This is a genomic window from Marinobacter sp. (assembly GCF_041595835.1).
In the GTDB taxonomy this organism is placed as follows: domain Bacteria; phylum Pseudomonadota; class Gammaproteobacteria; order Pseudomonadales; family Oleiphilaceae; genus Marinobacter.
Map to the genome: position 1 here is coordinate 187,506 of NZ_JBFHJO010000001.1, position 23,141 is coordinate 210,646.

Annotated in this window: 19 protein-coding genes and 3 tRNA genes; 6 read left to right on the plus strand and 16 right to left on the minus strand. The window is 52.3% G+C overall.

The annotated features are described in order from the left end of the window. Nucleotides 1-3: 3 nt before the first annotated feature. From yghU to ABYA77_RS00875, 3 genes are all read right to left on the minus strand, one after another. Nucleotides 4-876 carry a glutathione-dependent disulfide-bond oxidoreductase gene (gene yghU, locus ABYA77_RS00865; protein WP_372964035.1) on the minus strand — a complete coding sequence of 291 codons (873 nt, stop codon included), beginning with the start codon at nt 874-876 and terminating at the stop codon, nt 4-6. A 259-nt stretch (nt 877-1,135) separates the two neighbouring features. After that, on the minus strand, nt 1,136-1,588 hold the full coding sequence (locus ABYA77_RS00870; protein WP_372964036.1) for a DUF302 domain-containing protein: 453 nt from the start codon (nt 1,586-1,588) through the stop codon (nt 1,136-1,138). Nucleotides 1,589-1,743: 155 nt separating this feature from the next. Beyond that, nucleotides 1,744-2,055: a YkgJ family cysteine cluster protein gene (locus ABYA77_RS00875; RefSeq protein ID WP_372964037.1), complete on the minus strand. Its 312-nt coding sequence runs from the start codon at nt 2,053-2,055 to the stop codon at nt 1,744-1,746. 236 nt (nt 2,056-2,291) lie between these two features. On the opposite strand from ABYA77_RS00875, the gene ABYA77_RS00880 reads away from it, so the two are divergent. Continuing rightward, nucleotides 2,292-3,782 (plus strand): helicase HerA-like domain-containing protein, encoded by a 1,491-nt coding sequence (locus ABYA77_RS00880; protein WP_372964038.1) that lies wholly within the window; start codon nt 2,292-2,294, stop codon nt 3,780-3,782. A 15-nt stretch (nt 3,783-3,797) separates the two neighbouring features. On the opposite strand, the gene ABYA77_RS00885 is transcribed toward ABYA77_RS00880, so the two are convergent. Continuing rightward, the gene (locus ABYA77_RS00885; protein WP_372964039.1) at nt 3,798-4,130 is read right to left on the minus strand and encodes a hypothetical protein; all 333 of its coding nucleotides are present in this window, start codon (nt 4,128-4,130) and stop codon (nt 3,798-3,800) included. 221 nt (nt 4,131-4,351) lie between these two features. On the opposite strand from ABYA77_RS00885, the gene imuA reads away from it, so the two are divergent. The 3 genes from imuA to ABYA77_RS00900 are packed head-to-tail and all read left to right on the plus strand — an operon-like array spanning nt 4,352 to nt 9,581. Continuing rightward, the gene (imuA, locus tag ABYA77_RS00890; protein ID WP_372964040.1) at nt 4,352-5,041 is read left to right on the plus strand and encodes a translesion DNA synthesis-associated protein ImuA; all 690 of its coding nucleotides are present in this window, start codon (nt 4,352-4,354) and stop codon (nt 5,039-5,041) included. Nucleotides 5,042-5,046: 5 nt separating this feature from the next. Then, complete coding sequence (locus tag ABYA77_RS00895; protein WP_372964041.1) at nt 5,047-6,465, plus strand: DNA polymerase Y family protein; 1,419 nt, start codon at nt 5,047-5,049, stop codon at nt 6,463-6,465. Beyond that, complete coding sequence (locus ABYA77_RS00900; RefSeq protein WP_372964042.1) at nt 6,465-9,581, plus strand: error-prone DNA polymerase; 3,117 nt, start codon at nt 6,465-6,467, stop codon at nt 9,579-9,581. The genes ABYA77_RS00895 and ABYA77_RS00900 overlap by 1 nt, the downstream gene beginning before the upstream one ends. A gap of 59 nt (nt 9,582-9,640) precedes the next feature. Here the strand turns inward: ABYA77_RS00900 and ABYA77_RS00905 are convergent, their stop codons facing one another. From ABYA77_RS00905 to dbpA, 4 genes are all read right to left on the minus strand, one after another. Next, nucleotides 9,641-10,963 (minus strand): sodium ion-translocating decarboxylase subunit beta, encoded by a 1,323-nt coding sequence (locus tag ABYA77_RS00905; protein ID WP_372964043.1) that lies wholly within the window; start codon nt 10,961-10,963, stop codon nt 9,641-9,643. Nucleotides 10,964-10,976: 13 nt separating this feature from the next. Then, the gene (gene oadA / locus ABYA77_RS00910; protein WP_372964044.1) at nt 10,977-12,755 is read right to left on the minus strand and encodes a sodium-extruding oxaloacetate decarboxylase subunit alpha; all 1,779 of its coding nucleotides are present in this window, start codon (nt 12,753-12,755) and stop codon (nt 10,977-10,979) included. 41 nt (nt 12,756-12,796) lie between these two features. Further along, the gene (locus tag ABYA77_RS00915) at nt 12,797-13,048 is read right to left on the minus strand and encodes an OadG family protein (RefSeq protein WP_372964045.1); all 252 of its coding nucleotides are present in this window, start codon (nt 13,046-13,048) and stop codon (nt 12,797-12,799) included. Nucleotides 13,049-13,257: 209 nt separating this feature from the next. Next, nucleotides 13,258-14,631: an ATP-dependent RNA helicase DbpA gene (dbpA, locus tag ABYA77_RS00920; protein ID WP_372964046.1), complete on the minus strand. Its 1,374-nt coding sequence runs from the start codon at nt 14,629-14,631 to the stop codon at nt 13,258-13,260. Between the two features lie 104 nt (nt 14,632-14,735). On the opposite strand from dbpA, the gene ABYA77_RS00925 reads away from it, so the two are divergent. After that, a complete protein-coding gene (locus ABYA77_RS00925) occupies nt 14,736-15,272 on the plus strand; it encodes a DUF2058 domain-containing protein (protein WP_372964047.1) in 537 nt (178 codons plus the stop codon). A gap of 149 nt (nt 15,273-15,421) precedes the next feature. Here the strand turns inward: ABYA77_RS00925 and ABYA77_RS00930 are convergent. The 6 genes from ABYA77_RS00930 to alaS all read right to left on the minus strand — a co-directional run bounded on the left by ABYA77_RS00930 (nt 15,422) and on the right by alaS (nt 20,217). Next, nucleotides 15,422-15,498, minus strand: a tRNA-Arg gene (locus ABYA77_RS00930). Between the two features lie 20 nt (nt 15,499-15,518). Then, nucleotides 15,519-15,595: transfer RNA gene (locus ABYA77_RS00935), tRNA-Arg, on the minus strand. Between the two features lie 58 nt (nt 15,596-15,653). Continuing rightward, nucleotides 15,654-15,743 (minus strand) — tRNA-Ser (locus ABYA77_RS00940). 127 nt (nt 15,744-15,870) lie between these two features. Then, nucleotides 15,871-16,068, minus strand: a complete 198-nt coding sequence (gene csrA / locus ABYA77_RS00945) for a carbon storage regulator CsrA (RefSeq protein ID WP_372964048.1) — start codon at nt 16,066-16,068, stop codon at nt 15,871-15,873. 173 nt (nt 16,069-16,241) lie between these two features. Further along, entirely contained in the window at nt 16,242-17,480 is a 1,239-nt protein-coding gene (locus ABYA77_RS00950) for an aspartate kinase (protein ID WP_372964049.1), read from the minus strand. A gap of 106 nt (nt 17,481-17,586) precedes the next feature. Then, on the minus strand, nt 17,587-20,217 hold the full coding sequence (gene alaS / locus ABYA77_RS00955; RefSeq protein ID WP_372964050.1) for an alanine--tRNA ligase: 2,631 nt from the start codon (nt 20,215-20,217) through the stop codon (nt 17,587-17,589). 141 nt (nt 20,218-20,358) lie between these two features. Between alaS and ABYA77_RS00960 the strand changes: the two genes are divergently transcribed. Beyond that, entirely contained in the window at nt 20,359-20,901 is a 543-nt protein-coding gene (locus ABYA77_RS00960; RefSeq protein ID WP_372964051.1) for an RDD family protein, read from the plus strand. A gap of 13 nt (nt 20,902-20,914) precedes the next feature. Here the strand turns inward: ABYA77_RS00960 and lptG are convergent, their stop codons facing one another. Together lptG and lptF are read right to left on the minus strand one after the other, a co-directional pair. Next, nucleotides 20,915-21,976, minus strand: a complete 1,062-nt coding sequence (lptG, locus tag ABYA77_RS00965) for an LPS export ABC transporter permease LptG (protein WP_372964052.1) — start codon at nt 21,974-21,976, stop codon at nt 20,915-20,917. Then, nucleotides 21,969-23,072, minus strand: a complete 1,104-nt coding sequence (gene lptF, locus ABYA77_RS00970) for an LPS export ABC transporter permease LptF (RefSeq protein ID WP_372964053.1) — start codon at nt 23,070-23,072, stop codon at nt 21,969-21,971. The genes lptG and lptF overlap by 8 nt, the downstream gene beginning before the upstream one ends. Nucleotides 23,073-23,141 lie beyond the last annotated feature (69 nt).

A 23,141-nucleotide genomic window follows, 5' to 3' on the forward strand; every position in this document is an offset into this window, starting at 1 on the left:
TTCCTATTTATCCGCGCCTAGCTTGTCCTGGGTGCGCAATTCAAAGTCGCTGGCATCATGTCGCTCGTGCAACTGTGAAGACAACTCACCCCAGGCCCTGTTCACCATCCGCCCCCGCTTTACTCCAGGCCGCTGCGCCAACTCATCGGTCCAACGCAACACATTAGTATAGGTATGCGCCTCCAGAAACTCGGCAGCCTCGTACACAGTGTTCTTCACCAATGCGCCATACCAGGGCCAGATGGCCATATCAGCGATGGTATATTCATCACCGGCAATATAGCGATTGTTCGCTAACTGACGGTCCAGAACATCTAACTGACGTTTCACCTCCATGGTGTAACGGTTGATCGGGTACTCGTATTTTTCCGGTGCATAGGCAAAGAAATGTCCGAAACCACCACCCAGAAAAGGCGCACTCCCCATCTGCCAAAACAACCAATTCATGGTTTCAGCCCGCTTAGCAGGATCTGTCGGCAGAAATCGGCCAAACTTTTCTGCCAGGTAGAACAAAATCGATCCCGATTCAAATACACGAATGCCCGGGTCTACACTCCGATCCAGCATGGCAGGGATTTTAGAGTTGGGATTCACCTGAACAAAACCGCTACTGAACTGCTCACCTTCCATGATGCGGATAAGCCACGCATCGTATTCAGCTTCCTTAATACCCAGTTCCAGCAGTTCCTCAAACATGATCGTTGCCTTCACCCCGTTAGGTGTCGCCAGGGAATACAACTGGAAAGGGTGCTCACCTACCGGTAAATCCTTTTCATGGGTGTGGCCGGCAACCGGACGGTTAATATTGGAAAACTTACTGCTGCTTTCCGGGTTCCACTTCCACACTTTAGGTGGAGTATAAGTAGGATCGCTCATCAACTGCTCCCGTACGCTGTAAGATCTGGTTAGTATCAAACCGGCCCTGGAGACGACCAGGCAGTCCTTCTACGAGGCACCAGGACACGCATCCCGAGCTGGCGCCGCCAAAGAACAATAGCGGCAAACCAACGGGGCCGGCAACCTAAAGGCGAGGCTTTATCGTCAAGTATCGATAGTAAAAAATATTAAGAATAATTTCCGGAACGGGCGATTCGCTCCAGCGAGGCCATCAGGCACACACCGGGTGGCCAGGCGCTCAGCGGGTGACAACAGCCTCGGCCATGCCAGCCAACGCCTTTTGCAGGTTCGGCACAACCGCGCACTCTGACACGTGGTGGCGCTGCGCAATAAAGGCCGGATCATTATAGCCCAGCCATACCTGGGAGGATTCATCTTCCCAAACCAGAGCTTTCAGCGGAAGGTCTATGCCCGTAGTCTGCGCACACTCCATCAGCGGAGTGCCTCCCTGAGGATTACCGAAGATCAATAGCTCAGTAGCACGCAATGACTTGTCGATTTTACTGGCACCAGCAGCATGATCAATTCGGGCAAACACCGTCAGGTTACGTTCTTTAACCACCTTTTCCAGTCTGTCCATGGTTTCCCCTGCGCTGAAGGGGCTCTTCATAACAATCAATCCATCAGCCGCAGCTGACAGCTGGCTGACCGACAAGATGGTAACCACCGTCAATAAACGAATAATTTTCACCGTTTTCTCCTCTCAAACTGAACAAGTGATGTGAGTTCGATCAAACAAACATAGTTCAACCAAAGGTTCATAGCGAACTCACTGGAAAAACCTGCATGCAATAAGACACAGGCTCGACACTGGCAACAATTCAGCGGAGCCTAATTAGCGGCCAATTATGCCTCACTCAGAATGACGCCACTGACCTCCACTCTCTGTTGGCGACATTCATAAGAACCCATTTCAAACTCCCGACAAATCCAGGGACGATTGTCATAAATCGTACACAGGAACGTCTCCCGATCTAAAGCAGAGCACCAACCATCCTCTAAACGCAGCATGGTCTCCCCTCCCCACTCATCGAAAGCAATATGCCGCTCAGGCACACCCGTGTCACTGATAATCATCACCTCTAAACGGCAACAGCAAGCCTGGCAGTTTGAACAGGAAACTTCCGGAACAAGTATATTTTCAAGGGGAATAGTCATAAATTTTTACAATTTTCAGAATCCTGGCCAGCTAAAGGGGAGATAAAACAGATCAAGACAGTGATACCGCCTCCAGTATCGGACAATCACCTTCCTTTTGTATAGAAAATGAGACCAGCACACAGAACTCTATTGCTCTGAGAGAGGTTAAACATTGAGCGCTTATTACCCATTAATCAACATATCGACCATACTGATTAATCTTGCACAACCTGTCATAAGCAGAGGTGAGCACCGTGTCCGAAGATTCCGTTTTCATAGGCAAAGGCCATCAGGTCCAGAGCCTGCTGTTACGCCGTGCAAATCGCCACGGTCTTATCGCTGGTGCAACAGGTACAGGTAAAACAGTCACCCTGCAAATTCTTGCGGAAGGCTTTTCCGCTCAGGGCGTGCCAGTATTTATGGCCGATGTGAAAGGCGATTTGTCTGGCATATCCCAGGCAGGCACAGCGAAACCATTTCTCACCAAACGCGCGGATCAGGTTGGCCTTAAGCCATACACGTTTGAGGGTTTCCCCACTGTTTTCTGGGATGTTTCAGGCAAAGAAGGCCACCCTATGCGGGCCACTATTTCAGATATGGGTCCTCTATTGCTGTCTCGCCTGCTTGAACTCAACGACACTCAGGAAGGCGTTCTCAATATCGCCTTTCAACTGTCAGATGACCACGGTTTGCCCCTGCTGGACCTAAAAGACCTACGATCTCTGATGACCTTCGTGGCCGGACAATCCAAAGAACTCTCTGCCTTATATGGTAATGTCAGCAAAGCTTCCGTAGGTGCGATACAGCGCCGCTTGCTGCAACTTGAACAACAGGGCGGCGCCCAGTTCTTTGGCGAACCGGCTCTGGAGCTTTCCGATTTGATGCGCTGCGACTCTAAAGGTCGCGGACACATCAACTTGCTGGCAGCCAACCAACTTATCGAACGACCACGGCTATACGCCACAATCCTGCTCTGGCTATTAGCTGAATTGTTTGAAGAATTGCCGGAAGCCGGTGATCCCGAAAAACCCAAACTCGTGTTCTTTTTCGACGAAGCACACCTGCTGTTTGATGATGCCCCGAAGGCACTGTTACAAAAAGTCGAGCAAGTGGTTCGTTTAATACGCTCCAAAGGCGTAGGTATCTATTTTGTTTCACAAAACCCCACAGATATTCCCGACAAAGTACTGGGTCAACTCGGCAACCGGGTACAGCACGCTCTACGAGCCTTTACCACTCGCGATCAAAAAGCCGTTCGAGCTGCCGCCTCAACCTTCAGACAAAACCCCGGTCTTGATACCGAAAAAGTCATAACCGAACTTGGTGTTGGTGAAGCCCTGGTCTCCACTCTCGACGCTAAAGGCATACCTTCTATTGTTGATCGAACACTTATTCGTCCGCCATCTTCACGTCTCGGACCCGCAACAACTGAAGAACGCAACAGTATTCTCAACGCCAGTGAATTCGGCGTTCGCTACAACAAAGCTATTGACCGCGAGTCTGCCCACGAAAAATTACAGAAGCGGGCAGCGCAGGCTGCCAATGAAGCCCAACAGGCTGTCCTCGACAAAGAACGAGTTTATAGAGCGCCAGCGAACAGACGTAAAAAGTCTTCGGCAGCCGGCAGCTCATCACGCCAGAGCGTTTTCGAGACCATGGCGAAAAGCGTTGCGCGGACAATGGGGCGCGAAGTAACGCGGGGGTTTATGCGCGGCTTACTGGGCTCCCTGTTTAAGGGACGCTAACACTCATGCTGGCTGCTAAATGATCTCTTTTACAATCCTGTTCCGAACCAGCTCAACGGCATCTCTGTCATTGCCAGCAACAGCAACCCAGACTTTGCTCTTCCCTTCTCCCATCGCCAGGCATTTAACAACGACTCTATTGCCCTTGAAGGTCCCATAGATCCCATAGTCATTCTCCACCTGGTTCTCAAGGCCCATTTTTTTGAGTGCAAATGAACTTTGTATTTCACAAGCCGACACGGACTTATTGAGATCTTTAAACCAAGACCAAAGCTCTGGGGCTCTCTCGGGCTCATGGGCGAAACACGCGCCACAAAAAAAACACAACGCGACAATCCATTTGTTCATACCTGCTCCTTAACCTTTTGTTAAAGCCTGTCAGCCGAAAAATTCCAGGTACAGCCAGACTAAGACCCGACTTCACGCCTGAAGAGAATAACAATACACCGATAAATGCTCACGCATGGTGTAGAAAAACTCAATTCTGTCAGAGTTCCGGCCCTATCTTTTGTTGAAATTCTGCAGCCTTAAGAATACTGTATATAAAAACAGTATTCAGAGAATTCCTCATGAGCAAATTACTGAGCACCCTGCTTCAAGATGCCCGGGTATGGCAGGGCTACCAGCACAGGAGAGCGACCCAACCGGCAGAATCTACCGGGTATCAAGCGCTAGACAACCAACTCGGCGGGCTCGGATGGCCCAAAGGGGCGTTAAGCGAATGTCTGCTTGATACCTGGGGCATTGGCGAGTTGCACCTTGTACTGCCACTGATGCAGAGAGTGTCTGAAGAGGGCAAAACCATTTTCTGGCTGAACCCACCACATACGCCTTATGCTCCAGCCCTGGCACGGGAAGGGGTAAACCTCGGGCACCTGGTGATGATCAACACTCAGGATCGAAATGATTTTTTATGGACCCTAGAAAACTGCCTTCGCTCGCCAGTTACCGGACTGGTGTTCGCATGGCCAGGAAAACTTGCAAGCCGGGATGTCCGGCGGCTGCAACTTGCTGCAGAGGCTGGCAACAACCTGTGCGTGCTGTTTCGAAGCCGCCAACATGTAGAGCAGAACTCCCCAGCAGCTTTACGCCTGGAACTTGTTCCGGGTGAACACCAAGAACTCAAGATAAATATCATCAAACGCCGTGGCAGTTGGCCAGGCCAGCGCTGCTCTCTGGCCCTTGGCCACCGAGCTAATAGTATTGATCACAACTCCGTTCGTGTAGTTCAAGGCCCTTGGCCCAAAACCAGGCGATAAGTTTTATGCTCTGGCTTTATCTGCACTTCCCGCACCTATTACTGGACCACATTCAAAGAAACCAGGAATCCATGGGGGCGCTGGCCATTCTGGATAGCGCCAGGCAATGCATTGTGCAAGCCTGCCCAACAGCGCAAAATCTTGGAATTGAAACAGGCATGCGTCTAAAAACCGCTCTGGCACTGGCCCCCGACCTGAACACCCTGCAAGCAGAGCCGAAACAAGAAGCCTGGCTCCTGGAAGACCAGGCCCGCTGGCTCTATCACTTCGCCGCGCACATCACCCTGGTACCACCAGATGGCCTTTGCGCCGAAGTCAGTAGTCTGCAAAAGTTATATGGCGGCCTATCGGCCATCTGGCAAACGATAGAGCAGGCTTTAACCGAGCGCCGGCTAACCGCCTGGATCGCCGTTGGCCACACGCCGTTAGCCGCCCGGTTACTGGCCCAAACCGGCAAAGGGGAATGCTCCGCAGACAAAGCCCACCTTCTGACTGCTCTTGGCAAACTGCCCCTACTCTCCGCTGGCTTTGACAAAAAGTCCTGCACTCGCTTACAGCGTCTGGGACTTAATTCGCTCGGGGAAGTTTTCACGCTCCCCGCGCCTGAGCTGGCCCGAAGACTCTCTCCGGAACTGTTGGCCAGAGTACAAAAGATTGAAGGCACCAGGTCAGACCCCCAAGCACCCTGGCAGCCTCCCCACATATTCAGACAGCGGGCAGATTTCATTCAAGAAGTGGAACATACACAGGGGCTTTTCTTCTCACTTCAGAGGATATTGGCTGAATTGGAAGAAGATCTGTGCTGGCGCCAGCAGGATACCGACACCCTGTTACTGACCCTGCAACACCGTCATGAGGAAGCAACCCGGCTGAGAATCCGCACAACCGGGCCTGAACACCGGGCAGAAGCTTTTTTAAAACTAATACGCCTGAAGCTTGATCAGCAGCCACTAAAAGCCCCCGTCACAGCTCTTATTTTTACGGTGAAGCAATTTACTGACCGAGAAGTACCCATTGGCCAGGACCTGCTAGGCGAAACCGCAGACCTGGACGAAGCGTGGCACACTCTCATCAGTCGCCTTCAGGCCCGCCTGGGAGAGCAAGCACTCAGACAGTTTTCTCTCAAGGAAGATTACCGTCCGGAATGCGCCTGGTTTGCCAAAGAGGTGCTTAAGCCTGGGCAAAAACAGGAAAAAGCACCTGCGTCACTTCCCCACCGCCCCATCTGGTTACTGAAATGTCCCAAGCCACTGACACAAATACCTGTGGCCTGGCTCTCCGGCCCAGAACGTATCAGTGGTGGCTGGTGGGATGGCCAACGAGTACACCGGGATTATTACATCGCTCAGTTACCAGGCGGCGAACTGGCCTGGGTATTCCGGAATCATCAAGATGGATGGTTCATACATGGATGGTTTGGCTGATGACAACAGGATATGCGGAGCTCTTCTGTTTCAGCAACTTCACATTTCTGACTGGAGCTTCACACCCTCATGAATTAGCCGAACGAGCCCTGGAACTTGGCTATAGCGCAATCGCTGTCACCGATGCATGCTCAGTGGCAGGTATTCCCAGAGCATGGGCGGCACTGAAAGGCAGCCCGCTAAAACTCATTACCGGAAGCTGGTTTGAACTGGACGATACCCCAGTCGGCTCAGCTACTCCCCGCTTCATCCTGCTGGCACAAAACCGAAAGGGTTACGGCCAGTTATGCCGACTGATCACCACAGGCCGTCGCCGGGCCGAAAAAGGCAAGTACAACCTGTTCGCCCGGGATATTGAAAGCCACGAATTAGACCACTGTTTTTGTCTTTGGCTTCCTCCTTCAGAAACAAAGGCGAATTCTGAGCAGGCCCGAGCTTGTGGAGAATGGTTACTGCGACTCTTCGAACAGCGTTTACGCATTGCCGCCAACAGAACCCTTGAAGCCGGTGAGGAAAAACAACTAGAACGGGTACGCTGGCTTTCTGAGCACTTACATTGCCCTATCGTAGCCACTGGCGAAGTGCATATGCATAGCCGCGAACGTCAACCTTTGCAGGATGTCCTGACCGCCCTGCGCCATCATAAAACCCTGGAAACCGCCGGCCACTATCTCTTCCAAAATGGTGAGCGTTACCTTCGCCCGATCCCCGTATTGCAACGGTTATTTCCTGAAAGCTGGCTACAGGAAACAGTGCGCATAGCTAACAACTGCCAATTCGAGCCCGGCAGCTTGCGCTACGAATATCCATCAGACTTAGTCCCCGCCGATAAAACCCCGGGCGCCCACCTGAGACACCTGACACGAGAAGGCGAACGCCGCCGTTACCCGGAAGGCACTCCCATGAACGTTCAGGCTCTGATACGAAAGGAGCTGGAACTGATTTCAGAGTTACAGTACGAACACTATTTTCTGACGATCCATGACATCGTCAACTTTGCCCGAAGTAAGGGCATCCTCTGCCAGGGGCGTGGCTCAGCTGCAAACTCTGCAGTCTGTTATTGCCTGGGAATCACCGAAGTAAATCCGGCCAGAGTAGAATTGCTATTCGAGCGATTCATCTCAAAAGACCGGGATGAGCCACCCGATATCGATGTGGATTTCGAGCACCACCGGCGAGAAGAAGTCATTCAATATATTTATCAACGCTACGGTCGAGAGCGAGCAGCACTGGCTGCCACGGTCATTCGATATCGCCCTCGGAGCGCCATCCGGGATGTTGGCAAAACGTTAGGCTTTGATGCCGCTCTGGTAGAAAAATTACTGGATGGCATTGACTGGCAAGACAATGCCATCAACTGGCGCCAGCAAATTCTGGACAGAGGCCTTACTCGTAATCCAAAAATAGCGGACCAGTTTTTCACTCTGGTTAACACCTTGCTTGGCTTCCCCCGCCATCTCTCACAGCATGTCGGCGGCTTTGTGATCAGCGCAGGACCGCTTTCAGAACTGGTGCCGGTGGAAAATGCCGCCATGAAAGACCGTACTGTGATCCAGTGGGATAAAGACGATCTGGAAAGCCTGGGTTTAATGAAAGTGGATATACTGGCTCTGGGTATGCTTACCGCCATACGCAAAGCCCTCGAATTGATCAGCAAGGAAAAGGGAATAGCCTTTACTATGCAGGATATTCCTCAAGAAGATCCTGCAACCTACTCTATGCTGCAAAAAGGGGACAGCATAGGCGTGTTCCAAGTGGAATCCCGGGCCCAAATCAATATGCTGCCCCGATTGAAACCCGAGACCTACTACGACTTGGTTATCGAGGTTGCCATTGTGCGTCCAGGCCCGATACAGGGCGATATGGTGCACCCGTACCTTCGTCGCAAACATGGGCTTGAACCTGTCGAATATCCTAACGACGCCATTCGCCAGGTATTGGAACGCACCTTAGGTGTACCTATATTTCAGGAGCAGGTCATCAAACTGGCCATGGTCGCTGCAGGCTTTAGCGCTGGTGAAGCCGACAAGCTTCGCCGGGCAATGGCCGCCTGGAAATCCGACGGCGACCTTACTCCGTTTCGAGACAAACTCATCACCGGCATGCTAAAGCGAGGCTACGCCCCGGATTTTTCGGAACGCCTTTATCAGCAAGTATGTGGCTTTGGTGGTTACGGGTTTCCTGAATCCCACGCCGCCAGCTTTGCCTTACTGGTCTACGTTTCTGCATGGATAAAACGCCACCACCCGTCTGCTTTTTACTGTGCATTACTCAACAGCCAGCCAATGGGCTTCTATTCCCCAAGCCAATTGGTACAAGATGCCCGCCGTCATGATGTCACCACCCTGCCGCCCGACGTCAACTACAGCCAGTGGGACCACACCCTGGAAGGGCCGAAAAGACACCTGCGTTTAGGCCTGAGAATCATTCAAGGCCTATCCAGCACTGGGGGCCAACGCATCCACAAAAAGCGCCCTAAACACGGTTATCGTTCTGCCAGTGAACTGCGTACTGTAGCCAACCTTGACCAACGGGATATGGAGCTCCTGGCCGGCGCTAACGCCATGCCGGGCTTCACAACTAACCGTCACCAGGCCTACTGGCAGCTTCTGGAGCACGAGGAGCCAACAGAGCTCTTTGCTCAGGAAGCCCAGGCAGATTACCAACCCCATACGTGCGACTTGTTACCCACCCCTACTGAAGGGCAAAATATATTTGCCGATTACAGTAGCCAGGGGCTGACTCTGATAAAACACCCTCTGGCCCTGCTTCGTGAACAAGGCCACCTGCACCACTGCCTGACCGCAGAACAACTAAAACACAGCCGGGCCGGAATCCCGGTACAGGTCGCCGGCCTCGTAACTGGCCGTCAACGCCCCGGGTCAGCCTCTGGTACTACCTTTGTCACTCTCGAAGACGAAACCGGAAACATCAACATCGTGGTCTGGCTCGCAACCGCTCGCCAGCAACGAAAACCGTTGTTAACAGCCCGGTTGTTACACGTAAAAGGTGTGATCGAAAAGCAAGGAGAGATCGTGCATGTAATGGCAGGAAAACTGTCAGACTTGAGCCATCTAATTCGCTCTTTACCAGTTAGTTCAAGAAACTTTCACTAACCCCATAAACAAGAAAACCCCGCTAAGCGGGGTTTTCTCAATACAATGGTACGACCCGATCAGCCTAACAGCTTGATCATCACACCCGCGGCAACCGCAGAACCAATAACACCCGCTACGTTCGGACCCATAGCGTGCATCAGCAAGAAGTTCTGAGGATTCGCCTCAAGGCCCACCTTATTGGACACCCGCGCCGCCATTGGCACCGCAGATACTCCCGCAGAACCGATCAACGGATTGATCGGGTCCTTGGTGACCTTGTTCATCAGTTTTGCCATCAAAACACCTGAGGCTGTACCCACACCGAACGCTACAACTCCCAGTCCCAGGATACCCAAAGTCTGAGCATCCAGGAACTTATCCGCCATCAGCTTGGAGCCAACAGACAGTCCCAGGAATATGGTTACGATGTTGATCAACGCGTTCTGCGCCGTATCGCTCAAACGCTCAACTACGCCACACTCACGCATCAGATTACCAAAACAGAACATACCCAGCAGCGGAGCTGCATCAGGCAGGAACAAAACAACAGCAATCAGAACCACCAGCGGGAAGACAATCTTCTCTTTCTTGCTCACCGGGCGCAGTTGCGACATCTTAATGGCACGTTCTTTTTCACTGGTCAACGCTCGCATAATGGGCGGCTGAATCATCGGTACTAATGCCATATAGGCGTACGCTGAAACAGCAATCGCACCAATCAGATGTGGCGCCAGAACACTGGACACATAAATGGACGTCGGGCCGTCCGCACCACCGATGATACCGATCGCAGCCGCTTCCAGAATGGTGAAATCCAAAATGCCCAGCCAATCCAGTAGCGCTGCACCAAGAACGGTACCGAAGATACCGAACTGAGCGGCCGCACCCAATAGCAAGGTTTTCGGGTTCGCCAATAACGGACCAAAGTCCGTCATTGCACCCACGCCCATAAAGATCAACAGCGGGCCGACGGTACTACCAATAACCACCGTGTAAAAGTTATACAGCATGCCATTACCGTAACCGAAGTCCTGAGCAAGGGCGTTCGCTGCTGCAACTTGTGCGTAGCCAGCTTCTTTATAAGCTAACTTGAACGCGTCCTGCACTTCCGGCGTGACGGCCTGGCCAGCCTGATAGGCCACATCCAAAGCACCCGCCATAGCCGCCATAACCTGAGGCTGGGCAAAGTGAATCGCATTTTCAGCCGCAGACAGAGCAAGCCCTGCCTCCGGAATATTCGCCAAAATGCCACCGAATCCGATCGGTACCAGCAGCAACGGCTCAAACCCTTTGCGTATCGCAAGGAATAGAAGAAGAAGGCCAATGGCAATCATCACCACCTGACCTAACTCTATGTTGTACAGGCCACTGCCTGTCCAGAGCGTCAATAATTTTTCCATGGAATGCTGGCCCTTATGCGATTGTCAGCATTTCATCATCAACAGAGACGGCATCACCGACCTTGATGAAGACTTCACCGACAGTTCCGGCCTTAGGTGCGCGAATCTCGGTTTCCATTTTCATGGCCTCGAGAATAATCAGCACATCACCTTCTTCAACGGTGTCCCCCGGGGAGACCAGGATCTTCCAGATATTGCCGCTCAGCGGTGCACCAACAGGCTCACCGTCGCCAGCAACCGGTGCTGGTGCCGCAGCCGGAGTCGTTGCACCACCCTGGCTTTCGATCTGGCTAATCTCACCACCTTCGGAAACCGCCACTACGTATTTCTGGCCGTTCACCTCAACGGTGTAAGTCTCAGGGCCTGCAGCTTTCTTGGCAGGCGCGACATCATCGGCGCTGGGGACTGGCTCAAACGCTTCAGCATTACCACGGTTCTCAAGGAACTTCAGGCCAATCTGCGGGAACAGAGCGTAAGTCAGAACATCGTCAACTTCCTGCTCTGCGAGCTTGATACCTTTCTCGTTCGCAAGGTCTTTCAACTCCGCGGTCAACTTGTCCATTTCCGGTTCAATGTTGTCCGCCGGGCGGCAAGTAATGGCTTCGGCGCCACCCAGAACGCGCTCTTGCAGTTCTTTGTTGAACGGAGCTGGTGCAGAGCCGTACTCACCTTTAAGAATGGCAGAGGTTTCTTTGGAAATAGACTTGTAGCGCTCGCCAGTCAATACGTTCAGTACAGCCTGTGTACCTACGATCTGGGACGTCGGGGTTACCAGCGGGATGAAACCGAGGTCTTCTCGCACCTTCGGAATCTCAGCCAGTACCTGATCAAACTTGTCGCTGGCATTTTGCTCTTTCAGCTGACTTTCCATGTTGGTCAGCATGCCTCCAGGCACCTGAGCAATCAGAATGCGAGAATCCACACCCTTCAGGCTGCCTTCAAACTTCGCATACTTTTTACGAACTTCACGGAAGTAAGAGGCAATTTCCTCAAGCAGGTTCAGGTCCAGCCCCGTATCACGGTCGGTACCTTCCAGAATGGCGACAACCGCCTCGGTGGGTGAATGGCCGTAGGTCATACTCATGGAAGAGATCGCCGTATCGACGTTGTCGATACCAGCTTCAGCGGCCTTCAGGGCTGTAGCGGTAGACATGCCGGTCGTGGCATGACACTGCATATGGATGGGGATATCCAACTCTTTCTTCAGACGACTAACCAGATCGAAAGCAACGTATGGCTTCAGCAGTCCGGCCATGTCTTTGATCGCAATAGAGTCCGCGCCCATGTCCGCAATTTCTTTTGCCAGCTCAACCCACATTTCAATCGTGTGGACCGGACTGGTCGTGTAAGAAATGGTTCCCTGCGCATGCTTGCCGTTTTTGCGTACGGCTTTAATTGCGGTGTCCAGGTTGCGGGGGTCGTTCATCGCATCGAAGATACGGAAGACGTCAACACCGTTCTCGGCGGCACGGTCAACAAACCGCTCTACCACGTCATCCGCATAGTGACGATAGCCCAGCAGGTTCTGGCCACGCAGCAACATTTGCTGGGGCGTATTGGGCATAACTTTTTTCAGTTCGCGGATGCGCTCCCAGGGGTCTTCACCCAGGTAACGAATACAGGAGTCAAAGGTAGCACCACCCCAGGATTCCAGAGACCAGAAACCCACTTTGTCGAGTTTCTCGGCAATCGGCAGCATATCATCCAGCCGCATACGGGTGGCAAGCAGGGATTGGTGGGCGTCACGCAGAATTACGTCCGTAATCCCCAGCGGTTTTTTCGTGTCAGTCATCGTGTCAGCCTTCTGTTAAAAGGTTCTAATCTTTACCAGGGTCACTTCTTGTGGCGTGACCGGTATTGTGCAATCGCCTTCTTAATGGCCTCGGCGGTGTCAGGGTCAACCGACGTGGGCGCCTTCGGCTTGGCACGTGGTGTTTTGGCCGGGGTTGCCGGCTCTGGCGGCGCAAACCGCAGAATGATTTTGGACATCAGGCCAGTTGCGAACACAAGAACAACCAGGAACGCAAATACAAAGCCCATGCCGGCGATCATCAGTTCTACGGCTTGTGACATCAGCTCATTCATATCGAACAGCTACCTGTATTGGTTTGTGATTTCCCCGCTGCAGACGACCCCCTTCAGACAAAAGTCCAATAGCGAATGAAAGCAAAACGGGAGGCAAAATCCTGCGTAATTTACCGGTTTCATGGTTCATGAGCAACCGAAAGCACACATTTCTATAGGGATTTCCCGAGTGGTGAGACCTGAAACTCAACTCTGAAGCTCCCAGTTACTCAGGCATAACGAACCCGGACCTTCCGCCCCTTAACCTTCCCCTGCTCAAGTCGCGCCAGAGCCTTACCGGCCCAAGCCACGTCCACAGCAACAAAACACTGAAAATCAAACAAGTCGATTTTTCCGACGGCAGCCCCGGGAATACCGGCATCCCCCGTCAGCGCCCCAAGTACATCACCAGGGCGTACCTTTTCTTTGCGACCACCAGCGAGGCAAAGTGTCTTCATGGGCGGAACAACAGGACGAACAGGTTCAGACAACAACTGGTCAGTGTCGCCCCACCCTGCTGCCATACCGCGGACAGCCTCCAAACGAGAGATTTTATGCCCCTGCTTAGGAGTACACAGCGTTACCGCGAGCCCCTGCTCTCCTGCTCGCCCGGTACGGCCGATACGATGGGTGTACACCTCAGGATCGCGAGCTGGTTCGGCATTGATTACCAGCGGCAAGCCCTTGATATCCAACCCTCGGGCGGCTACATCAGTTGCTACCAGAACGGTGCAACTCTGGTTAGCGAATCTCACCAACGTACTATCACGGTCTTTCTGATCCAGATCCCCATGCAATGCCGAAGCTGAAAATCCCAATTCTTTAAGCGCGACAGTCAGATCATCGCAATCCCGCTTAGTGGTGCAGAACACCAGGCACGCTGTCGGCTGAAACCGAGACAGCAAAGCAGCTACAGCTCTTACTTGCTGGTCTGGCGCAATCTCGTAAAAGATCTCTTCGATCGTCGCCGCCGAATCCGTCACTTCCACTCTCACATCTTCGGGATCGACCTGGAAACGCTCACTCAGCGTCCGGATGGGTGCCGGCCAAGTGGCCGAAAACAACAATGTCTGCCTTGATGAAGGTGTCTGAGCAAGGATAGATGCCATCACATCCTCAAACCCCATATCCAACATCCGGTCGGCTTCATCCAACACCAGTGTATTCAAGTTATCCAGAGACAAAGTGCCTTTACGCAAATGATCCTCTACCCGACCCGGCGTCCCTACAATAATGTGCGCACCATGGCTGAGCGAACCAATCTGAGGCCCAATCGATACACCACCGCACAGCGTAAGAACCTTGACGTTCTCTTTGGCCCGGGCCAACTCCCTCAAAGCTTTAGCCACTTGGTCTGCCAGTTCTCGCGTAGGACACAACACCAATGCCTGAACCATGAATCGCCTGGGCTGCAGCTTTTCAATCAAAGGAATGCCAAAAGCAGCCGTTTTACCGCTTCCGGTTTGAGCCATGGCAATCACATCCTTTCCTGCCAAAGCTGGTGGCAGCGCCTTAACCTGAATACCCGTAGGCTGCTTAAAACCCAGCTGCTCAAGATTGGCCAGCATGGACGAAGAAAGACCAAGCTCTGTAAAAGAAGACATAGAAAAATCCGTGAGGTGAGTAATCGTGGGTTATTGAGTCCGCACTGACGGCGTATACTAGATAAAATTTCGATACAGTTTATCACGAATTTACGGAGTCACTGATGGCGTCTTTGCAGGAACAACTACTCAAAGCCGGGCTCGCTGATGAAAAGAAAGCCCGCACCATTCGCAGCGAGAAACGCAAACAGCGCAAGCAACAACCCAAAGGCACCGTTCAGGTTAATGAAACTGAAGAACGAGCCCGTCTGGCCCGGCAGGAAAAGGCCGAACGCGACCGTTTATTAAACCTCGAGCGAAAAAAAGAAGCCGACAAAAAGGCTATTCAAGCCCAGATTCGACAACTGGTTGAAACCAACCGTTTAAATCGAAGCCGAGGCGAAACCTCCTACCAGTTTGTGCATGACAAAAAAATCAAAAAGATATTTGTCGACGACCAAATGGTGGACCAGCTATCACGAGGTCGCCTGGCCGTTATCTTCGTTAACGGTGAGTATGAGGTTGTAGCCGAAGGCGTCGCCCGTAAGATCATGGAGCGTGACGAGTCCGCCGTCGTTGTGCTACATGATCGTACAGCGGAAGACCAAGGTGATGACGACCCCTATGCAGGCTATGAGATCCCTGATGACCTGATGTGGTAACTCCCGTCCGGCACGGAGACAGGGCCTCACACTCAGCGCTGCCTCCAGCCTGCCCGCTACGGGCTAAACGCAAAGCTTTATTTTTGTAACGACAGATAGCAAAACGCCCCGGATTGCAGAGGCACAATCCGGGGCGTTTAACTTTAATATGGCGCGGCTGGGAGGATTCGAACCTCCGACCGCCTGGTTCGTAGCCAGGTACTCTATCCAGCTGAGCTACAGCCGCTAAAAACTTGTTTGCGAAAATGGCGCGGCTGGGAGGATTCGAACCTCCGACCGCCTGGTTCGTAGCCAGGTACTCTATCCAGCTGAGCTACAGCCGCACATCTATTCGCAACGGGTTGAGTGCAACCTCAACGTATTCTCATTTCCTAAAGGAAATGGCGGAGAGGGAGGGATTCGAACCCTCGGTACGATTGCTCGTACGGTTCCTTAGCAGGGAACTGGTTTCAGCCACTCACCCACCTCTCCTTGAGAACGGTGCGTATACTACCACAACTTTTCTGTTTTCATAGGGTTGACACAAGTTTTTTCTACCCATTTTTCCCCTAAATTAAAAAAGCCGTTCAAGTTTTCCTTGAACGGCTTTTTTATCTGATCAACTATTGCCCGGTTCCGGCTCCTCTGAGCCTTTTTCAGACTGAATTCGTTGATAGATTTCTTCACGGTGAACGGCCACATCTTTGGGAGCATTAACCCCGATACGAACCTGGTTCCCCTTCACTCCCAGAACGGTGACAGTAATTTCGTCACCGATCATCAGAGTTTCGCCTACACGGCGAGTTAAAATCAGCATGTCCCGTACTCCCTATTGCAAAGCTATCTGTTCCGACTGTCACTACTTTTTTCTACTTATTGCTTTTATAAATGGATCACCAGCTAAACTATAGACGCAATAACACTTATGCTGAACTGCATGCTGATAGAAATAACCAATAACCCGATGATGCATATCAGAGCATCCTGCTCTTAGGCACCCTCGCTCACTCCAGCTTCATCCAGCTTAAACGCGCTATGCAATGCACGAACAGCCAGCTCGAGATACTTCTCATCGATCACCACCGAAATCTTGATTTCAGAAGTGGAGATCATCTGAATATTAATACCTTCTTTCGACAACGCCTCAAACATTTGAGTTGCAACGCCTGCATGAGAGCGCATACCAACGCCTACAATGCTGACTTTTGCAATCTTGCTGTCGGCACCCACTTCGCCTGCGCCGATTTTGCTGGAAACGTTGCGCAACACTTCTTGAGCACGCTTCAGTTCAGTACGGTTAACGGTAAACGTAAACGCGGTTTTATTGTCCTGACCAACATTCTGAACGATCATGTCCACTTCAATATTCGCATCACTGATCGGCTTCAGAATCCGCAGGGCGCTGCCTGGAGTATCCGGCACACCGGAGATCGTCAGTTTGGCTTCATCACGATTAAAAGCAATGCCGGAAACAACCGGTTGTTCCATGGCCGTATCATCCTCAAAAGTGATAAGGGTTCCTTCGCCTTCCGTAAAACTGGAAAGCACCCTTAACGGAACGTTGTATTTACCTGCAAACTCGACAGCACGGATCTGGAGCACTTTCGACCCCAAGCTGGCCATCTCAAGCATTTCTTCAAATGTAATACGCTCTAGCCGACGCGCACTGTCGACGACTCGCGGATCAGTGGTATAAACACCGTCCACATCGGTGTAGATCTGACATTCATCGGCTTTCAGTGCTGCAGCTAATGCGACGGCTGTCGTATCGGAGCCACCACGCCCAAGCGTGGTGATATTCCCGTTTTCATCCACACCCTGGAAACCCGCCACAACAATCACCCGGCCAGCGTCAATATCTTTCCGCATTCGGTGCGAATCAATTTCCTTGATTCGGGCCTTACTGTGGCTACTGTCGGTCAGAATCCGGACCTGGGAGCCTGTATATGAACGAGCATCACAGCCGCGTTTTTTCAGCGCCATTGCCAACAGAGCAATCGTGACCTGTTCACCTGTGGAAACCAACACATCCATTTCGCGCAGTGTAGGCTCTTCCATAATGTCGTTGGCCAGAGCAATCAGACGATTAGTCTCGCCACTCATGGCCGAGACCACCACGACAATATCGTGGCCGTCCTGACGGAACTGACAAATCTTGTCAGCCACTGCTTCAATCCGCTCGGTTGTGCCGACGGATGTACCACCAAATTTTTGAACCAACAGAGCCATGCTTTGCCAAACTCCGAACCGGGGACTCAAAGCGGAGCCCTGAGACTCCGCCATCAAATTAAGCGGCCAGAATTATAAACCCCTGCCCGCTCCCGTAAACAGCGGATTAACGTATATTTCCTTCCACCCAAGCTGGCACGCTCGCCAAAGCGTCGGCCAATTTCGATGCATCGTTACCGCCACCCTGAGCCATGTCCGGTCGACCGCCGCCTTTACCATCAACCTGAGCACACAAGTGCTTCATCAAGTCGCCGGCCTTCACCTTGTTCGTGGCTGATTTGGTAACACCGGCAACCAGTGTCACCTTGCCGTCAGCAACGGCAGCCAAAACAACCACGCCCTCGCCCAGCTTATTCTTCAGCTGATCAGCAGTTTCCATCAAAGCTTTACGATCAACGCCCTCAAGCTGAGCGGCAACCACTTTCAAACCCGCGACTTCCACCGCAGATCCTGCAAGGTCAGTGCCGGCAGAGCTGGCCAGCTTAGCATTAAGAGCATCCACTTCTTTTTCAAGCTGACGGTTACGATCCAGCGCCTGCTTAACCTTATCTACCACTGTCTCACGAGTGGCTTTCACCAGCTTCGCGGTATCGCGCAAGGTATTTTCAGTTTCTTCCACCCAGGCCAATGCTCCAAAGCCGGTAACAGCCTCAATACGACGAACGCCCGAAGAAATACCGCTTTCAGAAATAATGCGCATCATGCCAATATCACCAGTGCGGGAAACATGAGTTCCGCCACACAGCTCAACTGAGAATCGCTCAGCGCCCATCGTCAGCACTCGAACCACGTCACCGTATTTCTCGCCGAACAAGGCCATTGCACCTTTTTCCTGAGCAGTTTCCATATCTGTAACGTCGATCTGAACCGGTGTATTTATGAGGATCTGCTCATTTACCTGCCGTTCAATTTCTTTGAGCTGCTCAGGAGTAACCGCTTCAAAGTGAGAAAAATCGAAGCGTAGCTTATCCGGATCAACCAAGGATCCTTTTTGAGTTACGTGTTCACCCAGAACATTGCGTAAGGCTGCATGCAACAAATGCGTGGCGGAATGGTTACGTTTGGTACGTTCACGGCGTGCGTGATCAATGCGCGCGTCTACTTCCTGCCCCGAACTCAGCTCACCTTCAACCAAGGTACCTACGTGCAGATGATTGTCGCCTTCCTTACGGGTATCGGACACTTCGAAACGACCGCCATTCCAGGTTAACACCCCGGTGTCACCTACCTGGCCACCTGATTCAGCATAAAAAGGCGTACGCTCAAGTACGACCACACACTCGTCGCCCGCAACAGCCTTACCTTCTTCGCCGTTCACCAGAACCGCACGAACGAGTTCCCGGCCATCGATGTGGTCGTAACCGGTAAATTCGGTTTTACCTTCAATGGTGATGCCTGCAGCATTGTAGTCAATACCAAACTTACTGGCGGCCCGAGCCCGCTCACGCTGGGCTTCCATGGCTTTTTCATACCCCGGATAGTCCAGGGTCAACCCACGCTCACGGGCAATGTCGTTAGTCAGGTCAACCGGAAAACCGTAGGTGTCATATAACGTGAACACTGTCTCACCAGGAATCTCAGTGCCTTCGAGCCCGGCAATGTCTTGCTCCAGCAGGCGCAGACCTTTATCCAGAGTCTTGGCGAACTGTTCTTCTTCCTGCAGCAGCACTTTTTCAACCTGTTTAAGGCTGCTCACCAATTGAGGAAACGCCTCACCCATCAACTCAGCCAAGGGCGCCGCAAGCTTATAAAAGAAAGGCTCGTTCGCACCCAGCTTGTTGCCATGACGCGCAGCGCGACGAATGATTCGGCGCAAGACAAAGCCCCGCCCTTCGTTTGAAGGCATCACACCATCAGCAATCAGGAACGCACAGGAACGGATATGGTCAGCCACAACACGCAGAGAGGCCTCGGTCGTTGCAGCACCACCCAGTACATCAGAGGCCGCTTTCAGAAGATCCTGGAACAGGTCAATTTCGTAGTTACTGTGTACACCCTGCAAAACGGCAGCAATGCGCTCCAGCCCCATACCGGTATCAACAGAAGGCTTGGGCAGATTCAGCATTTCACCATCAGCCGTGCGGTTGTACTGCATAAACACCACGTTCCAGATTTCAATATAGCGGTCGCCATCTTCTTCCGGGCTGCCTGGAGGGCCACCGGCCACATCCGGACCGTGATCGTAGAAAATTTCAGTGCAGGGGCCGCAAGGCCCCGTATCGCCCATCTGCCAGAAGTTATCTGACGCATAGCGACCACCTTTGTTGTCGCCAATACGGACGATGCGATCGGCCGGAACCCCCACTTCCTGGTTCCAGATATCATAGGCTTCGTCATCGTCGGCATAGACGGTGACCCACAGCTTTTCTTCCGGCAGATTCAGCCAGTCCTTGCCGGTCAGAAAGGTCCAGGCGTAGTTGATGGCTTCCCGCTTGAAATAATCACCAAAGCTGAAGTTGCCCAGCATCTCGAAAAAGGTGTGATGACGCGCGGTATAGCCTACGTTCTCAAGGTCATTGTGTTTACCACCAGCACGCACACACTTCTGGGACGAAGTCGCTCGAGTGTAGTCGCGCTCTTCTCTGCCAAGGAACGTATCCTTGAACTGATTCATGCCAGCATTAGTAAACAGCAATGTTGGATCATCCGCCGGAACCAGCGAACTGCTCGGAACAATGGTGTGACCCTGCTGCTTGAAATAATCGAGGAACGCCTGTCGCAACTCTGCGGTTTTCATAGCCCTTTGATACCCTTCCAGAAACCCGCCGGGGGGTCGGCAGGTCCGCGATTGAAATACGAATACTTACATGCGTGTACAAATCCGCTACTCTAGCACACGCCGAGTACAGGAAAAACGTGAAAACTCATAGGAGATCCCATGCCCCGACGCTTCCATGACGCCGAGGAACTCTTTCCCCCAGCAACTGCCCTCAAACGCGCCCTGGCCATCATTTACGACGGCCTGATCAGCATTGCTGTACTGCTGGTTACCACCTGGATTTACACCATGATTACCGGCTGGATCCGGGGCTGGGAACATATGGAACGTATGGCGGAGGCCGGTCAGCTATCCGGAGACCCGGGCCTGACTTTCCTTCTGTTCCTGGTGCTCTACCTGTTTTTTGCCTATTTCTGGACCCATAACGGCCAGACTCTGGGGATGCAAGTGTGGCGGATACGCATCGAAAACCTGGATGGCACATCAGTTAGCTGGACCCAGTCATTACTCCGCTACGGCACCGCCTCAGCAGTGGTCTTCCTGGCCATACTCGGCGGCTACTATCTGGGCGCTGTTGCCCTGATACTCGCCCTGCCAGCCATCGTCGCACTGTTCTATCCGATTAACGGCTTGTCGGTAACTGACCGCACCTCCAACAGTGTCGTTGTGGCACTACCCAAACAGGTAAAGAAACAGCTCTAAAATACAGGCCGGCCTAGCCGGCCTTTCTCATCAACACTGCACCGACCGCGGCATTCACCAATATTGGCGCTAACACAGCGATCAACGGATTGAACCCGTACACCATGCTCATCGGCCCCAACAAATCCTGCATATACTTGAACAACAGCCCCACCAGCAAACCGGTAAAAACCCGAAACCCCATGGTAACTGAACGCAGCGGGCCAAAAACAAACGAAATTGCCACCAGCACCATGACAGCAGTCCCCAGGGGCATCAGTGCTTTTTTCCAGAACGCCAGCCAATATTGTGCTGCCGTCAGCCCCTGCTCTCCCAGATAACGGGCATACGTAAACAAACCGGTCATCGAAAGATTCTCAGGCTTCACAATCAATACGCTGAGTACCTCCGGCGAAAGACCTGTATCCCAGCGCAACGAAGGCAGCTTGTCCCGCACAGTGCGCTCGCCTTCCATCCGGGTGGCAACCACCTTCTCAAGAACCCAGTAATCGCCATGGAATACAGCCCTTTTAGAAAAACTGGATTTAATCAGCTGCCGGTCACCATCAAATTCAAACAGAGAGACCCCAACCAAAACACCATTTGGCTGTACGGCATTCAAGTGCATGAAGGTGTTACCCTCCCGGTGCCAAACACCGTGGGCTGAGGCTACATTCTTACCCGCACCCAGGGCCACCGCCTTGTCACTCTGCGCAATGCGCTCCGTTGTCGGCGCTACATACTCACCAATAACTACTCCAAGCAGAACCACAACCAATGCCGGCTTCATGGCAGACCAGACAATTCGTTTCAGAGAAACGCCTGCAGCACGGATCACCGTTAATTCTGAGGAACTGGCCATAGTACCCAGCCCAACCAAGCACCCCATGAAGGCGCCAAGCGGCAGGTAATCGTATATTCTTCTCGGCAGAGTCAACGCCACATACCACAACGCCTGCAGCGTCTGATAACCATTTCGGGTATCTTCGAGCTCGGCGATAAACGCGAAAATCAAATCCAGCGACAGCACCACCACCATCACCAGGAACATGGCGCTGCCCACTGTGCTCATCACGTAATTATCAATCTTACGCATGGGCGCCCCCCTCTTTTTCAAGGCGCCGGCGATTTCGCCAGGCTGGGCCAAACTGAAGCCACAACCCAAGAGATAAGAACAACGCATGAACCCACAACATGCCGATCCACTCAGGAACCTTGCCGTCGGCCAAAGCGTCCCGGGCAACAATCAGCAAGCCAAGGTAAGTGATATAAACCAACATGGCTGGCAACAAATGAAAAAACCGCCCTTGCCGCGGATTCACTCGACTCAGGCGAACCGCAAGCAAAGTAATGATAGGAACAATCAGCGGCAGAGAAATGCGCCAATGCAACAAGGCGCGATCTTCAAGGTTATCGGACTTCCACAGATCCAGAGTTGAAATGCCCTCTTCTAACTCTTTGGTACCCGCCTCACCACTTTGAATTTTCAGTCCATAGGCATCAAAAAGCGTAACATTATAATCACGCCGCCCCGGTACGCCCTGAAAACGGCCACCATCTTCCAAAATCAGAAAACGGCTACCAGTTTCCTGATCAATCAATTGAGAGCCGGTTTCTGCGGTGATCAGAGTCACCCCCTTACCATCGCGCCCATACTCAGCAATGAATACACCTTGCAATTCTCGTTTGTCATCACTCAAAGCCTCGGTGTAAGTAACTCGCGTGCCTGAAGTGAAGTCCTGAAACCGTCCGGGAGCCAACATTTCAAATTCTGTGGCCTTACGCTGCTCATTGAAAATCTGTTCAACCTGCTTCATCCCCCAGGGCGAAACGAACAGGCTCATGGCTCCCACCACGAGCATCACCGGCAATACACCGATCAGAGTTTTCGTCAGCAGTTGCCGCTCGCTAACACCACAAGCAAACAACACTGTCATCTCACTTTCCAGGTACATCCGACCGTAAGCCAGCAGAATACCTATAAACAAACCCAGCGGCAGAATCAGCTCAAGAAAACCCGGGAAACGATAACCCATGATCGAAAACAGTACATCTGCAGCTATTTCACCTTCTGCAGCACTGCCCAGATACTTGATAAAACGACCACTCATGAACACCAGCAAGAGAATGCCGGAGACAGCGAGCATGCTAACCATAATCTGGCGAATGAGGTAACGGAAAATGATAGTCAAACCAGTCTCTCTGATGGTGTCCTGTTACAAGATGGTAGATACAGGAAACTGCGCGTATTCTATGTAACC